This window comes from Victivallis lenta (genome assembly GCF_009695545.1).
Lineage (GTDB): Bacteria > Verrucomicrobiota > Lentisphaeria > Victivallales > Victivallaceae > Victivallis > Victivallis lenta.
This window is the reverse complement of record NZ_VUNS01000048.1, coordinates 1-17273: the sequence shown is the minus strand read 5'-3', so window position 1 is coordinate 17273 and position 17273 is coordinate 1. Positions and strand designations below refer to the sequence as shown.

Sequence of the window (17273 nt, the reverse complement as noted above, 5' to 3'; positions counted from 1 at the left end):
AAAATAAATCTGACTATCAGGAAATCGTTCGGATTTCGGACGCTCAAAATTGCAAAAGTGTGCTTATATCACCAGCTTGGCGAACTCCCGGAACCGGATTTCGCCCACAAATTCTGGTGAAGAGGCATTTTTTTTTGAATATTAATAATTTCGACTGGATATTTTATATCCTTTCCCTCATATTCTTTTCGTATAATCTCCAAACTATTAGTTATTACATAATTGCCAAAAACAAAAAGCATCACTGCACTAATAAACAATATTACACAAAGGTATCTGATATATAAAATAAAAGAGCTTTTATTCATAATGATTTTCCAAATGGGCCATATTATCAAGGAATACGGTAATGATTTTTACGGACACGTGCAGACTCCTCATTTAAATGGTGCACCGCTTTAGTATACACTTCATAACTTCCGTCTTTGGATACCCAGTCCCTCCATCCCTTATTATCTTCTTTTCTTGTACTGTAAATATGTGTAGCTGCACTATAGCAATGTAAAGCATCTACTCTTTGAAGTTTATAAGGAGGAGAAACTTCATTTGCACTTGTTCCTGAATCATTGTCAGAAGCGAAACTATATTCGGAACCATGTCCCGCAAAAACGATGGCTGCAATTCCGTCTAACTGCCAAAGAGAAACAAACAAACTATTTGATTCAGCGGATTTATGTTCAACAAGATTATAGCCTTTACCTTTATATGATTGCCCCATTGAAATAGCATTTCGCCTTAACTTTGCAACAAAAGTGATTATTCCATCACCCACCTTAGGCTTTGATGTATAGACAGCAATTGTATTGGGAACTTTAAAACAACGACCTTGTTTTAAATCATTTTCTGTAACAACAGTTCCATTAACATTTCTTAACCATTTAATTGCCTCATCATCATCCAAACAAACTAAAGAGGCCAGTCGCTCAATATTATCTTTATCGAGAGATGAGCGCATTGCTATCGCCCAAGCTTTCCCTGTTCGAGAAATATTCCAAGCCATACCTAAATAATCGAATCTATCGATAGGAGAATTTGCCACATATCCATAGAGGTTCACGCCGCCTTCTTCTTCGATGGGATCGCGCTTGGTCCATCTGCCGAGTTCGGGGCTGTAGTAGCGGTAGTTGTAGTAGACGAGGCCGGTTTCGTCGTCGTGGTATTCGCTGCTGAAGCGGAACGGGTTGATTTCCGCCAGGGCGCCTTCGGAGTTCAGAATCCGGCCGAAGGGGTTGTAAGTGTATTTCGCCACTCGGACGCCGTCCGCATCCAGCAGGGCCGTCACGTTCTTATTGCCGTCCGTCACGTAATAATAGGTCTCTCCGTCGACTGCACCGAAGGTAAACGGCCGCGCGGCGAAAACAGGCATGATTGTGGCTTTCATTCGGGACCGGCCTCCAGGTTGGCGTTCCGCAACGAAATGGAGATTCTGAAGATAATCTAGCTAGGAGTGGGAGAAAATACAAGCGATACCCGGGAAAAATGTGTGGAATTATTAAAAAAAGAAGAGCCTCCGGACCATGATCAGTGAAAAATTTCTGTTGGGGAAATTTTTTGGGTCCGGATGCTCTAAAAAATATAGATGTAACGACTAATTTATTTAACCCCAAAGGAGTCTGGAACTTTTAAATTATAGTTATGCGTAAATAATACCCCAGCTTGGTCTCAACAAGATGCCCTGCAATTTCTCCAACAGGAGTAATTTTAGAAAAACGCTTATAATTCTTAAAATCCTTCATTTGTATTTGGTATGCTTTTTTTAATGATTTATCCATGCACTCGTTAATAATATCGGCAATAAGCGTACAATTCTCAAGATTCTCTTCAGGAATGTAAGACTCAGAATCAAAATCCCAACTCGGAATTCTCTTCAATTTATCAGAGAAATATATAACCCATTCATTATAATCTCCGTCCCGACCATTACTGGTATAATAAAACAATACAATAGCGTTTTCGGGTAAGGAGAAGCCTGCATCATGCAACCGAGCAAAGGCTGCAGAATCTGGAACCATTTCTTGTTTCTTACATCCTCCTAAAAAGGCACAACATATTACAAATAAAATCAATTTTTTTAAAAATATGATATTTATGTTATTTTTCATTAGCGCCCTCCTTTAGGAGTATCCCAACCTTCAGTAATGACAGGCGCTTTATCTCCTTTTTTCCATTTAATAGTTTGTTTGACACTTCCTATCATATTAAATTCTCTAGCCAATCCCTGGCGTTGAAATTTTCCCATAAAATCATCAGTAATCGTAACTCCCAATATATTTACCGACTTTCCCGCATCCCAGTTATATCTATCCTCAAATTTGAATTCATATTTTATTTCAAAACAAGTTTGTTTGTTAGAAACCGTTACTTGACCTTTCCCCCAAACACTATAACCACCAACAGCATAGAACCAATTTGAGCTTTCCGAAAATCTTGCATATCCATTAGTAGCCCTTCCAGAGGTTATATTGTAAGTTCCATCAGATAAGTTCATTACAAATTTTCTAGCATCAGCAATTTCTCCTGCTCTAATAGCTTGCAATGACTTTAAATCGTCAATCATTTTCTGAAAACGAATGGTATATGTCTTTCCTGAATTTCCCAAATAGTGCCGTAAATGCGCCCAAGCATCTGGAAGCCATAAAAAATCCTTCGCAGATGATACAATAAGAAATCGCAAACTCATCATATCTAAAGTAGCAGACACACTTCCCCATGTTCCTGCATCTGAATGAGAATGCTCTTATAATGCACCATTGAAATTTAGTTATTTATCCTGTGCAATATTACGAAATTCAGATAAATTCAAAGACTCCTTTCGCTCTAAGTTACTTAATATATTTGCTATTTTCACAGAAAATATCGGCTTCCCATTTTTATCGTTATATATTCCCATTGCTTCGAGAAAAAAATTATTGCCAAATGTCATATTCATGAAAATTTTATCATCTACATCAAATGGCAATGTAATAATATATATACTACTTTTCCCATTGTCATATAATATTAATATCTTTGCAGTAACAAGTTTTTCAGGAAAAATATCCTCTTGATCACCTCTTAGGCGTAACTGTTCATCTGCCTCCGAATAGAATATAATTAAGCTTCGTACATTTGAAGTATCTATTCTTTTGGAAATAGTCTCTTGAATGAAAAGCCCCATTAGTGAATACTTATGAATTATATGCTTTTTGTTCATAATAAATTCATAATCTGCTAAGCTTAAATTCTCAATTCCTCCACTCAGAATGGCATATTCAAAGCTAGCTTCTGATGCCTCGCCCCAAAGTTCCAATGCTTCCTCGTAGGTTAATTGATGCTTTCCCAAGACGACGTCGATAAACAGTTTTGCTTTATTTACAATTATTTCAGAACTTTTTAAATCATCAGAAATAACCTCTTTTGCGCAACCAATAAATCCGATAAAAAATATAGCAACAATGATACTTACTAATTTCGACATATTTATACCTTTATTTTTCATATTGCGAATTCTCACAAACCACCATATCCATCAGCCACATTTCGATTATGGTTGTAAGTAGAAGCAGGGGTATGCTTTATTACAAAAATTTTTCCAGTAGCAACCACAGCATCATGAGCCAAATTAGTACAAACATTTGGTTGCAAATATACGTAATGTCTGTATCGACCTGCCGCTCTTCGTGCTTCTGCATCTTGAGTTTCATTTGTACAGTAGAATAGATAATGTGTGTAGGGATGCCCATCGCGTGTTCCCTGAACGTAATTCAAAATTTCATCATATGTACGGCGGTCATACGTAGTAAGCCCATCAGGAGCAAACGAGAAATAAGAAAATATCCCCCGACCAGATCGAGGACCTATAATAACAGCCATATGCCCTGTCTTTGCACTACTAGACCCATAAAGGACCCAAACGTTTTCCCCCAAATGATCCCAACAATTACTCGGATTATTACCTACCATCGCATAGAGGTTCACGCCGCCTTTTTCTTCGATGGGGTCGCGTTTGATCCATCTGCCGAGTTCGGGGCTGTAGTAGCGGTAGTTGTAGTAGACGAGGCCGGTTTCGTCGTCGTGGTATTCGCTGCTGAAACGGAACGGGTTGATTTCGGCCAGGGCGCCTTCGGAGTTCAGAATCCGGCCGAAGGGGTTGTAAGTGTATTTCGCCACTCGGACGCCGTCCGCATCCAGCAGGGCCGTCACGTTCTTATTGCCGTCCGTCACGTAATAATAGGTCTCTCCATCGCAGGTCATACTCACCGGAACATCGAGATCAACCGAATCCGGCTGCCAGGCGAAGGTCATCCGCAGGGCGTTGTTTTCGAGGACATCATACACGGCTGTCAGTTTGTAACCGTCGTAAACGAATTTCTCGTGTTTCGTCAGCGTGTTTGCGGTGTAGACCTTTTTCTCGAAGCGGCGGCCCATGCAGTCGTAGGCCATCTCCACACGCGTATCCGCATTCTCCGCCGCAATCAGGCGGTTTTCTCCGTTCCAGGTGTAAGTCCAGCCGGTTCCGGTCGTCAGCAGATTGCCGTCCGCGTCGTAAGTCGGCTGCGAAGCGTTCACAGCCGTGTACTGGTTCAACTGATTGCTTGCATAGCTGAACTGCTCGCCACCCTCCGTCGCGGCCGTCCGGTTGCCGATACCGTCATAAGCGTACGCGAAACTCCGGCTGCTCCCGAGCGCGCTGATCACCTGCCCCTTGTCGTCGTAGGTGAAGTTCCAGAGCCCGCTGTTCGCGTATTCCGCCCCGGTGCGCCGGTCTTTGTCGTTCAGGGTGTACCCGACTTCCAGCGTGCCGTTCAGATTGATTCCGGTCAGGCGGTGATGGCTGTCGTACGCATAGGAACGGCTGTTCAACACCGCGTTCTGCGCATTTTTCCACTCCGCCGTTTCGAGCTGATTACGCCCCGCACGGTAAGCGTAGTGCAACACATCGGCACCATTGCCGACCGTCGCGGTCCGCCCCCGCGAATCATAGCTGAGGAACACGGAAGCATGCACCGCGTCATTCTGTTTCAACTGACGCAAGGTCTGCCTCCCATATGCATCATAACCGTATTGAATGCTCAAGTTCACTATATGGGGAATCGTCTCGTTTTCAAGCTGAGAATTGGAATTATAGGTCAGATTTTTCGAATGCTCAAACAAACAGTTTCATCAATGATACAATTGCCTGTTACTTCTTTTTTGCCTCCTAAAAATTACCATAAGATATTTCAAATACCATTATTATAAAACACTTAAATATTTTATTTCTACAATAAATTAAATTATAAAAAATTATCTTTTTTTAATACAGATAGATCATATATATTTTCTCGTAAAAATCGCTCTAACAGTTCATTATTATCTTTATTAAAATTAATTACTCCATCAGAATCATAGTTCACTCCCATTGCTTCTGTGAGAAATTGATTTCCTATCGTTGCTGTATGAATATTCAACTTGCCATCGGAAAAAGGAATCGTAATTACACACACATTCATTCGCTCGGGATCCGTACACAACACTCTTATGGTAACAATACCCTCCTGAATTCTATTTATTTCATTGCTATGCAAACGAAATTGTTGCTTATCTACAGCAAAAAAAATAAAATTGGGCTTCTCTCCCCCAAAAAATTTTTTGGTGATAGTCTCATGCAGAAACACCCCGAATAGCGAATAATGTTTTGCGCCAAAATATTCAAGATAATTTCGACAAAAATTATCCCAATATAAACCTTTTGTTCCGGAAGCTAAAACTTCATAAGTAAGCGATTCCTCGGTTGTTTGCCCCCATAAATTCAAAGCTTCTTGCCGCGTGAGCTGATGACCAGATACTAATACATCAGTAAACACTATAACTTTCTTCAGTATATCAGTTGTAAAATCATCATGTCGGACATTCTCAACTAGTTTTGCTTGACAAGGTATCAGTACAAAAATTAAAGCAGAAATGATAATGACAAGTTTTTTAGAAAAATGATAAAATAGCATGCAAAACATAATCATTGTTTTCATTTTATACCATTCTTTCACTTAAATATTTATATACAAAATGTTGAGAATCATTTTAAAGCGTACCATGATCATGTCCATTTGACCTGTTAGCATTATGAGTTGCCTCCGGGGTACCTTGGGGATAGAAAATTTGTTCAGCCGCTTTCAATGCATCATAAACCATTGTAATACATATTCTCCCGAGGCTACTCTAATCTGATTCCAACTACTAAAAAGTAACACTTCTTCAGCAAACTCACCATCGGCCTCTGAATTATACTCTACTGATATTTTCAGTACATAGTCAAATCCTCAAGATCAAATCTATTAATAGATATTTCAAAATGAGGATTTGGCTCTGTCTCATAAAAAAACAAAGGTTTGTGAAACATAAATCCCTGACTCCATAATTGAGAAATCAATGAATCTAAAGGAAACATAGAATTTCCTGCATTCTGAATATCATTCCATGTAGACTCAGGAGTAATTTTCTTTTCATCAAAAGAAATATCAAAATCCTCTGTAGAAAGTTCTATTGAAGAAATAACTCCTTTTTTCATAGAATGCATAAAAAGATATTTTTCCACATAAGGAATGATTTGTAGTAATGCTTTAATAAATGCTTTCTGTGAATCAGAAGAGTCAGTAACAAATTTTCTAAGTTTCAGTGTCCAATTTCCCCCATCCTGGTACCAATGGCAATCAATAATAATACGAGACTGCGTATCAGGAAAAAAAACGTAACATGAAACAACTCCACTAATAGGAGAAAATTTAAATTGAATTTCATTTGTTTCAGAATTCAGATGAGCAAAATCTTGCACACATCCAAATGCCAGCAACAAAAGGAATAACATCAATAAATATTTTATCACAATAAAATTATTTTTTCTCATCAGGCAGAATCCAAACTATAGATGGAGAAGAGAATGGAGTACTGTAATCATTGTATGACTCAGTAACAACACCAATATGGCCAGAAACTCCGGATTGCCTAGATTTAGAAAAAACAACTGCAACAAAGTTTGTCCTACACTCACATCCTTTCTCTGAAGACTTAAGCTTATCAAGTATATCTTTACGCAATTGTATTATATCTGTGGCAGAGGAAACAAACCCATATGCTTTAGTGGGACTACATTTTCGCCCCTTCCAGTGACTAACCAAATGTTCTGCCATTTTTTGCGCGTTTACAATATAATTTCCCAGAATACCTCTTTCACCACGCTTAAGGGTGTTAACATATTCTCTATTTTTATTAGGAATAGGATCATTAGCCCGGATCAGTGCCACACTAATTCGAGCGGCACAGGAATTTTGTCCATAAAGCAATTTCTTTACAGTACCTCCAATAAGGTCCCAAACCATATCACGCTCATAGTTATCATAATTGGGGTATTTGTCAAAAAATACTTTTCCTTTAGGATCTAAGCCACAAGCATCCATTTTATTAATAGAATTATTCCCGACCATCGCATAGAGGTTCACGCCGCCTTCTTCTTCGATGGGGTCGCGCTTGGTCCATCTGCCGAGTTCGGGGCTGTAGTAGCGGTAGTTATAGTAGACGAGGCCGGTTTCGTCGTCGTGGTATTCGCTGCTGAAGCGGAACGGGTTGATTTCGGCCAGGGCGCCTTCGGAGTTCAGAATCCGACCGAAGGGGTTGTAAGTGTATTTCGCCACTCGGACGCCGTCCGCATCCAGCAGGGCCGTCACGTTCTTATTGCCGTCCGTCACGTAATAATAGGTCTCTCCATCGCAGGTCATACTCACCGGAACGTCGAGATCAACCGAATCAGGCTGCCAGGCGAAGGTCATCCGCAGGGCGTTGTTTTCGAGGACATCATACACGGCTGTCAGTTTGTAACCGTCGTAGACGAATTTCTCGTGTTTCGTCAGCGTGTTTGCGATGTAGACCTTTTTCTCGAAGCGGCGGCCCATGCAGTCGTAGTTGAATTCAAGCCGCGTGTCGCCGTTCTCCGCCGCAATCAGGCGGTTTTCTCCGTTCCAAGTGTAAGTCCAGCCGGTTCCGGTCGTCAGCAGATTGCCGTCCGCGTCGTAAGTCGGCTGCGAAGCGTTCACAGCCGTGTACTGGTTCAACTGATTGCTTGCATAGCTGAACTGCTCGCCACCCTCCGTCGCGGCCGTCCGGTTGCCGATACCGTCATAAGCGTACGCGAAACTCCGGCTGCTCCCGAGCGCGCTGATCACCTGCCCCTTGTCGTCGTAGGTGAAGTTCCAGAGCCCGCTGTTCGCGTATTCCGCCCCGGTGCGCCGGTCTTTGTCGTTCAGGGTGTACCCGACTTCCAGCGTGCCGTTCAGGTTGATTCCGGTCAGGCGGTGATAGCTGTCGTACGCATAGGAACGGCTGTTCAACACCGCGTTCTGCGCATTTTTCCACTCCGCCGTTTCGAGCTGATTACGCCCCGCACGGTAAGCGTAATGCAACACATCGGCACCATTGCCGACCGTCGCGGTCCGACCCCGCGAATCATAGCTGAGGGACACGGAAGCATGCACCATGTCATTCTGTTTCAACTGACGCAAGGTCTGCCTCCCATATGCATCATAACCGTATTGAATGCTCAAGTTCACTATATGGGGAATCGTCTCGTTTTCAAGCTGAGAATTGGAATTATAGGTCAGATTTTTCGTCCCGGACGCGTCCGTTATCGTCACAGCACGCCCGAGAAAGTCGTAACTCACAGCAATCGCAGGCGTTTCGTCCGAATAACTCACGCCGGATGCACGCCCCGCCGCGTCGTAGGCATAAGTCGCAACCACGCCGCGCGCCCAGGTACGGGTCTGCAACTTGCCGTCCGCATCGTAGCTGTAGGACGGACCGGTTCCGTCCGGATACGACTTCGCTACGTTGAAGCCGCGATTGTTGTAGGTCCAGCCCGTCACCTGCGGCGTCGAAGCGTCCTTGTAGGTGGTCAGGGTCGCCTTCTGCCCCCAGACCGGATCGTAGGTCCACTCCTGCGTATAGGTGTCGGCCCCGGAGACCTTCTTCAACTCACCGCCCGGGAAATATTCCTCCACCATCACGCGGCCGCCCGGCAGGGTCGTCGTCTTCGTCCGGGTCACAGGGTCGCGGGCGTAAGAGGTGGTCTGCCCGTTGACGGTCTGCGACAAAATTTGTCCGGCAGCATCATAGGTCATGGTCACCGCATTGACGACGGCGTCCCCGTTCTTCTCCACCGTCCCGCTCACCCGGTTGAACTCATCGCAGACGTACTCCACCAGATTGCCGTCCGCGCCATCGGAGCCGAAGTTCCGCATCGAAACCGTGCGGCCGTTCTGCGTGATCGTGACGCTCCCGCCGCCATCCGGGTTCGTCACCGTCCGGCGCGTCATACCGTCGCCGAGCCGCTCAAGCTTCACGTGCGTGGTCAGGCCGGCCGCATCCGTGCTCCAGCTCTCAAGCCCGTCGACCGACTGTTTCTGTATCGAGATCACTTTCGACTCGGCACCGCAGCTCTGCGTCGTCGTCGTCACCGTCACGATCTTGCCGGACTCCGTGCCATAGGCATAGGCCGTCGACGTGACAAGGTCGGCGGAATCGATCTCACCGTTGGCATTCATGTCGATCGCCTGCACCGTCCGGCGACCCAGCGCATCGTATTCGCAAAGCGTCGTGCGCCCGGCCGGAGTCACGCTTTTCACCATCTGCCCCTTCGCGTCATAGTACTGCATGGAGGCGGTTCCGTCCGCATAAACGGTTCGGTACTGCCGTCCGAGCATGTCGGTATAAACCGTCTGGTTCTGCGGCAGCGTCTTCTGCCAGTTCGGGCCGTATTCGTAAGTCTGCGGCCGGACCGCAGTGCCGGAAACTCCCGTCAACTCTCCATTCACATAGATGGAGACCTGCGTCCCGCCATCCGGGTTCGTCACGGTCTCGGTGCAGGTCGCGGCGTCCGTTTCGTATACGCAGGAACGCTCATGGGTCGTGCGATTGCCGAGCGCATCAACGGTTGCAGTCAGACGGCCGCCGGAGTAGATATTCCGCGTCGTAATCTCTCCATTCTCACGCCCCTTCACCGTAACCGAGGTCTGGTTGCCCGCATCGTCGTAACCGTACAGCGTGGTTATCCCGTCCCGGACCGTGTAGCTCAGGCGCTTCATTTCATCGTAGGCATAGGTCGTCGTCACGCCGTCACGGTCGGTTTCGGACTCCACGCCGCAGCAACCGTAAGTACGGTACGAAATCGAACCGTCAAGATAACGGGTCGAGGTCGGGCGCCCGTCCGCGTCGAAAGTCAGATTCACGGTCTCCGCAGTCTTGATCTCCACCCCAAGCCCGGCATCGACCGCATAGTCGGCTGAGGACAGCTGATTGCCGCGGCTGTCCGCGACGGAAACGGAGCGGGTTCCCTGCAGCAGCGTGTCCTGACCGAACACGCCCCGCTCGACCGTGGCGATCCGGCTGCCGTTCGCCAGTTCATAGGCGTAACGGGTCTCCTGCCCGTCATATCCGACCTGACGCGACGGAACACGCGTACGGCTCCCGAACGGATCGAGGATATACCAGGTCCGGGTCGTATAAGCGACACCGTTTTCATCGAACACGGTCGACTCTGCCGGAGACTCCCCTGCCGCATTCCGGGTCCGGGACCGGCGGGTGACGACACCGTTGACCGTCCCGGTCATCTCCGTTCCGGCCGCGGTGTATGCAAAAGAGTTCACGGTGGTTAAAGATCCGCATATATCGCTCTGTTTCACCGTGCGCCCCTGCGAATCATACTCATATACCGTCACGCGCCCCATCGGATCAACGGACTGCTTGATCATGCCGTTCGGATAATAGGCGTACTTGCTGACTTCTCCGTCCATATTCTCATAAATCAGAACATAGCCGTCATTCAGGTACTGCCACTTCCGTTCAATCTTCCGCGCCGGATATTCCGGATCGCCGACGCACTCAAATTCCTGACGGTAATCGACACCGTCCTCCGTATAGTCGCGGGTGGCATAGAAGGTGTCGATGCCGTTGCGGGTGATTTTTTCCACCGGAATATCCAGCAGCTCCGGAATGACCCTCGCGTCTCCGGAAATAATCCAGTAATCGCTTTGCGAAACACCGTTGTCCGCGATTTTGAGCTCGTCGATCCGGAGGCGGAATTCACTGCCCGTATTTTCGACCCGGATTACGGTGTTGCCCAGCAATTCGCCGTTTTCCGCCGAAATCTCCGGATCAAGGTTCGAGGACCGGTACTGCTTTATTGCAATCGCCTCAATACGAAGGTCCTCACCCGTACCGGCGAGAGAATAGCTGATTTCCGACTGCACGACACCGGTGCAGATCCGGCTAGGAAGCCCTTTCAGCAGTTCCAGATATTCCTCCGAAAAATCGCCGGCGCCGATCCTCTTCACTGCAGAGGCGGGCATGATGCTCCAGGACTGATGCTCACGCGACAGAGCAGACCGGTCGTTTCTGACTGTATTGAGCGTGAAGATTCCTCCCGATCTGCCGTTCGGCCCGATCCCCAGCACCTTCTGACAGGTGTAGCGGCTTTCCGGCAGAATCGACAGAGTGCGGGCTCCCCTCGCCCGGGCCATGGCCGGATCAGGTTTATCCTGAGACGTATTCCGACTGACGGAGGAATCACCGCCGCGCGAACCGCATTTCCCGCCTTCGCAGGAGCTCCATTCGACATGAAGCGTCTTCTGAACGGTATCCTGAAAATCGTCATTTCCCTTTCCGTATTTCACCGTCATTTCATAATCGTCCTGCAGCACTTCCGGCGAACTGGGCTCAAGAACTTTCAGATAGATTGTCTTGGAATCGCTTTCGTTGTCGACGGCGATTTCATCCCGGCGGTCCAGCTTTCGGGTACATTCTTCATCTTCATAGAGCTCATAAATGTCATTTTTCGGCGCCTTCAATGTGAAAACCGCCTTGAATCCCGGCGGCAGCAAATTTCTGGTTCCCCCGAAGGTGACCGGAATCGGCGGCATATCGGCGCAAGGTTCATATGCGACATGGTAACTGCCGTCCGGCAGCAACTCGACATAGTCGGTATCCAGGCTCAAATCAGCCTTCGGGTCGACGACGTAAAGCGCAATCGTCCTCGCCTGCGCCTTCAGATTTTTGGACTCGTCGTAGTTCAGGCGCGCCGATACGACATAACAACCGGCAGAAGAAGGACGGAAATAACCGTTCCCGTAATCGGGAGATTCCACAGAAATTCCCGGACTCCCGGCTGGATAGACTGTCCAGCCCGGATGAACATCCTCATCCCAATGTCCCAGAGTGGGAGTCGCCTTCAGAACCGTCACCCATTTTTCCGCGACATCCCCTTCGGCCGCCCTGTAACGGCGAACCATGAAATGTCCGGCCGGATCCGGTTCGAATTCCGGCAGTTCGGGGAGCAGGCTCTGCCGATCTCCGGCCCAGCTCTCTTTCCGGCTCTGAACATCCAAAGCCTTGACCGTCATGTCCGCACTGATTGAAACACTGACATAATGACGCACTCCGGAACCGCAGCTTCCACCGATGGCGACGCACCATTGCGAAGTTCCGGGCCTGACCGCAAGATCAGTCAGGAAATCCTTGTCGCGATGCACATGACCGTAGCCAGGCTGTCCGCAAACACCGACGGCATAATGATTTCCGGAAGTAATACGTTCTCTGTGATCGCAGGCCCTGCAATCCCTGTATTTCGCCATGAGCCTCCCTTTCATCGTCGACGCTCCCGCCGACTTTATGAAAGATGAGAAACTGCCGGTCCCGGTAAACGGAACGACGGAATCCGAAGAACCGACCTCGGAACAATCCCAATACGGCTCCCCGTATTCGTGGTTACAACTGCTTTGGCAGGTGCATGGATCATTTCCGCATTCGGCACACCGGTTATCCGGACAGGTGCAAACCTTTTGTCTGCAGTTCGGGCACCGCGAACATACACACCCCTCCTGGCCGCAGTCCTCGCACGTCGATGGCGGAGGGGGGCAGACACACGGATTTTTTCCACACTCAGAACAGTCGGAACCGCAAATACAGTTTTTCCGCTTACACCGGGGACATTTGTCATCGCAGGTACATTCCGATTTTTTATTTCCGCATTTCGAGCAGCGATCACATTCGCACTCTTTTTTATGACATCTCGGACACTCGCAGATACATACCGGCTGATTGCATTTCTTACAGCAGATACAGTTTTTCTGCCGGCACCGAGGACAGCATATGCAGGGATATGATCCGCACTCCTGACAGCATATGCAGGTTTCCCGCCGGCAGGAACCGCAGATTGCCGTGACAGTCACCGTGGATGTCGCACTGTCGCTCCTCCCGTGATTTCGGCACCGAACGGTCATTGTGCCGGAATAAGTTCCAGAAGAACTGGCATAAACAGTCGGAGGTTCATAGGCAATGCTGCACTCATCTCTCCTATCCGTGGCCGGGCATTTCCGGCATGAATACACGCTGTAATTGTTCAACGTCGTCGAAAAATCGAAACTGAGGCTGACCGTGGTCCCTTTGTAAATAGTAGTGCTTGTGTTGCCGGCGCGGACGTCAATCTCACATACGATTTTATCCGGAGTGCTGTTCCATTCATGATTATTGCAGGGATTATTCTCTTCGTTCTCATCGGCCGGAACGCCCAGACATGCGAATGTAACCAACAGCAGAACGGCGTGCTTCAAATAATTCATGCTTGCTTCTCTCATCGTTTATCTCTTAATTTTAAAATTGTTCGATTCACAGCCGGCGCCATCAGGGGCGAATCCGAAGCAACGGTTTCCAGAAACGCAATATCCGAAGCATCGCCGATTTCCCCCAGCGAGGCGATGGAAGCCAGCCGCAACGCAGTATGAGAGGAACGGCCCTGTATGACTTCCCTTACGGCAGGCAATATAGTTTCGCGTTTCAACATTCCGGCCACCTGAACCGCAGAAATCCGGGAAAGAATACAGCAGTCAGGATCGGCAAAAATCTCTTCCGCTGCTCCGCCGATTCTTTCACGGTCAAATTCATCCGGGTATTCCTGCGTCAGATGACGCAGGGCCAGCAGAGCATTTCCGGCCATTTCGGTTTCCGTTTCGCTCAGGGCGTCATAGAAGCCCTGCTTTAAAGCTTCATCTCCGGTGACTTCATACCACGGACGCATATGCTGCAATGCATAACTGCGAATCACGATGTCCTGATCCCTGTCGTAGACCAAGGCGAGCAGCTTCCCGGTCAACTCTGCCGGAATATTTTCCTGATTCCGCAATTTATTCAGCAAATCGTTTTTCGCAACGTGGGAAGCACTGTTATTCGGTGCGGTTCGAATATATTCGTACAAACAGGCACGATCATATTCCGTCAGGTTCAGCGGAAGGGCATGAATGAGAAGCAGCCGTTCCCTGTCCGCCGTTTCCGCTCCGGTAATCTTTTTCACCGCCTCACTCATCGCCCATGACTCCGGAACAACCGTTTGCCGGCTGTCCGCTTTCGATACGGTGGTTTGCCGCTGCGCGACCGCACCCGATGCCGGGACGCCCGGAACTCCCTTATGAATCATGACGGAAATGACGGCCGCAATGATGAAAATACTCCCGGACAAGCAGATTCTCTTCATCGTCTCAGCCCCATATAAGCACCGTTCTGATATGCCGACAGGTTATGACACACAGAAGTTTTTGCTTCCGGAGAATAAATAAAGAGGACCTCCGCAACGCCCAATTCATTGAAATCATCTGCTGCCAGGGTTTTGCTGACGGTTCCATCGTCAAACAGTACGCCGGAAACAAAAATATTCAGCCGGAGTTCCACATCATCACGATTCGGACTCTTGACCACTCCCATCACATAACGTTTTGTCCCATCCTCCAGTTGATCCAGAAGCCTCACATAGGTTCTTCCGGAGGAGTAAATTCCGACGGCGGAAATCTGCTGGACATCCAAAACGGGCCCTTTTTCCCCCAGCCGGGCAAGAACATAGCGCGGTTTGTCATCGTCCGGATAAGCCAGTATGTTTTGCGACGTGCCGGAGGATGTGAGCGTAAAAGCCAGCAATCGATCATCGCCTTCGATTTTCACCAATTCCCCGCATTCGGGAATACTCCAGTCGCGTCCCCAGCCAAGCCAGCAGGCCATATCACGCTGCGGGAATTCGTAACCGACCACCTCAACCGTCAGATCACGCTCCGAAATCCGGCCGGCGGCAGATGAAAATCTCGCCTGCAGCCGGAATGTTCCGACTTCCGTGAACTTATGCGGCACGGGAATGCCATATTGACCAGACAACTTGATATCTCCGCCGATTTGCCACTCGCCGTCCCGGGCATCTTCCGGGAAAGCATACAGCAACAGCGAATCTCCCTTCCGGATCTGAATGGTCCGGCTTTCCTCCTGAAGAAGATTTGTGGGCTTCCAGGTGATCTGCCCGGAAACGCTGTATCCTGCATTTTCGAATGCCGCCGTAACCGGCGTCGCAGCGTCCGCAGCAAGTTCCACCTCGGCAAACCAACCGTTCGCTGAAATCAACCTGACTTCGTCCGCTGATGAAACCGTCACCAGCTCCGGGTATTTGGCAATCCCCTCCAAATAAGCAGGTGACACACGACTGCAAGTTGGAATTTCTATCCGGTTCCGTTCCCTCAGCAACATGGTGAGAATTTGTCCGTGACTGCTTCGGGCGCTGTTTTCCGCAGCAAGAGCTGAAATGCCAATACCGTGACAGACCATCTCATTGAATTGCTTATGATTGTCCCACTCGATTCCGATTGTATGGACTCCCGGTCGGATATGAGGAGTAAATATGGTGATTTCACGCTTTTCTCTCGCTCCGGAAGGCAGCTCCCGCTTTTCCAGAAACTTTCCGTCCAGGAAAAAATTAAGTTCTCCCGAGCTGTCATATTGGACATCCTCCACCGCGATGACAAGCTTGTAAACATTGGCCTGGGGCGCAGTAAACGAGTACTCTATCTCACCACGCAGCGACTTGCACCGCACGGCATTGCCCTGCGGCTCCCATTCACCGCTGCATGAAGTATACCCGGCTCCGCCGATTTCACAGAGAGGGACCAGGGAAATCCGGTCAATGGGCACGGCTTCTCCCAGGATCATTTCATCATAATCATTGATCCCATTGCCGTCGGAATCCGTACTTAAGGGATCTGTATGATACTTATCAACCTCGTCGCCATCAGGAATCCCGTCGCCGTCGCTGTCGGCATTGAACCTGTCGGTACCGCGCTTCAACTCTTCGGCATCGGTCAAGCCGTCGCTGTCGGAATCCCTGCTCCAGGCGATATACTCATCAAATCCGGCCGATTCTGCAGATAAATGCCAGGCCGACTGATCGAAGAGCACTTTTCCGAAAGCATCTCCCGACCAGTGCAGCAACAGTCTGGCACCTGCATCATAGTTGAAATAACGAATCCTGAATGCATGTGAACCGGCTTTCAGGTTCATACGCACAGCATGTTCCCGGCTGGTTCCGCGATTATCATTCTCCAGGACCGGAACTCCATCGATCAATAAAACAGCTCCGTCATTGCATGATAAATAGAAGTTATAATTGCCGGCTGCAGGAACGGAGAAATAACCTTCGATACACATCCCCAGCCCGGCATTCCGCTTGCTGCCCCAAATATTTTCCTGTGTGGTCGGAAAGCAGAATGCGGTCAAAACTTCTTCCTTATATGCTTTCAATTTCTGGAAGTCCGGTAGCTTGCTCCAGGTGCCGCTGTAATATTTCACGAGGGAACCGGGTTGTTTTTCGACGGAAAGTTCGCTTTCGGCCCCGGGCGGGGCGATGCGGGGATTGGAGCCGAGGAGGAACTCCTGGTAATTCGAGAGTCCGTCGCCGTCGGGGTCGTCGGCTGCGAGGGTCGGCGTGTCGCCGAAGTATCTGTATTTCCACTCGAAGTAGGCCTTCTCCTCTGCCGTGAATTCCGGCAGAACCTGAACGGCCGGGCTGCGGCGGGTTTCGGCTCCCGACACGCTCACCGCCGTCACCGTGTAGCTGTAGGAAGCGTCTTCCGCCACCAGGCGCGGGATTCCGGCGAGCGTCGGAGTCGCCGAGGTTCCGACCGGCGTATCGCCGCGGCGGACCTTGAAGTGGTCAAGGACGAATCCCTCCGGCGCGACCCAGTCCCAGGAGAGCGTCAGCGCATCCGGCAGGAGTTCCGAACGAAGGTTGTAAGGCGACAGCGGCAGTTCGAGTTTCAGTGACAGCTCGGCGCCCTCCGTCCCGGCCGGCAGCGTCTCGCGTGCGATCCCGGCAGACGAATCGATTGCGATCTTTTCTCCGGCCGGAAGAAAAAGCGGGCCGATCACCCGTTTCCAATCCGGTCCGCCCGGAACCGGCGTCGTGAATT

The 17273-nt window shown here is 48.8% G+C and carries 10 protein-coding genes; all 10 read right to left on the bottom strand.

Annotated elements, in window-relative coordinates; all coding sequences use genetic code 11:
- Positions 1-334: 334 nt before the first annotated feature.
- Entirely contained in the window at positions 335-1381 is a 1047-nt protein-coding gene (locus FYJ85_RS22155) for an RHS repeat-associated core domain-containing protein (protein WP_154420871.1), read from the bottom strand.
- 241 nt (positions 1382-1622) lie between these two features.
- Entirely contained in the window at positions 1623-2102 is a 480-nt protein-coding gene (locus tag FYJ85_RS22150; RefSeq protein ID WP_154420870.1) for a hypothetical protein, read from the bottom strand.
- Positions 2102-2701 carry a hypothetical protein gene (locus tag FYJ85_RS22145; RefSeq protein ID WP_154420869.1) on the bottom strand — a complete coding sequence of 200 codons (600 nt, stop codon included), beginning with the start codon at positions 2699-2701 and terminating at the stop codon, positions 2102-2104. The genes FYJ85_RS22150 and FYJ85_RS22145 overlap by 1 nt, the downstream gene beginning before the upstream one ends.
- A 60-nt stretch (positions 2702-2761) precedes the next feature.
- On the bottom strand, positions 2762-3478 hold the full coding sequence (locus FYJ85_RS22140) for a hypothetical protein (RefSeq protein WP_154420868.1): 717 nt from the start codon (positions 3476-3478) through the stop codon (positions 2762-2764).
- Between the two features lie 11 nt (positions 3479-3489).
- On the bottom strand, positions 3490-5013 hold the full coding sequence (locus FYJ85_RS22135; RefSeq protein WP_154420867.1) for an RHS repeat-associated core domain-containing protein: 1524 nt from the start codon (positions 5011-5013) through the stop codon (positions 3490-3492).
- A gap of 242 nt (positions 5014-5255) precedes the next feature.
- Entirely contained in the window at positions 5256-5987 is a 732-nt protein-coding gene (locus FYJ85_RS22130; protein WP_154420866.1) for a hypothetical protein, read from the bottom strand.
- A gap of 272 nt (positions 5988-6259) precedes the next feature.
- On the bottom strand, positions 6260-6862 hold the full coding sequence (locus tag FYJ85_RS22125; protein WP_154420865.1) for a hypothetical protein: 603 nt from the start codon (positions 6860-6862) through the stop codon (positions 6260-6262).
- On the bottom strand, positions 6849-12530 hold the full coding sequence (locus tag FYJ85_RS24355; protein WP_206213405.1) for an RHS repeat-associated core domain-containing protein: 5682 nt from the start codon (positions 12528-12530) through the stop codon (positions 6849-6851). Before FYJ85_RS24355 ends, FYJ85_RS22125 begins: the two co-directional genes overlap by 14 nt.
- A 1100-nt stretch (positions 12531-13630) precedes the next feature.
- A complete protein-coding gene (locus FYJ85_RS22115; protein WP_154420863.1) occupies positions 13631-14527 on the bottom strand; it encodes a HEAT repeat domain-containing protein in 897 nt (298 codons plus the stop codon).
- Positions 14524-17273 (bottom strand): PA14 domain-containing protein (locus FYJ85_RS22110; protein WP_206213404.1); only part of this gene is annotated, 2750 nt, incomplete at its 5' end. The genes FYJ85_RS22115 and FYJ85_RS22110, both read right to left, overlap by 4 nt.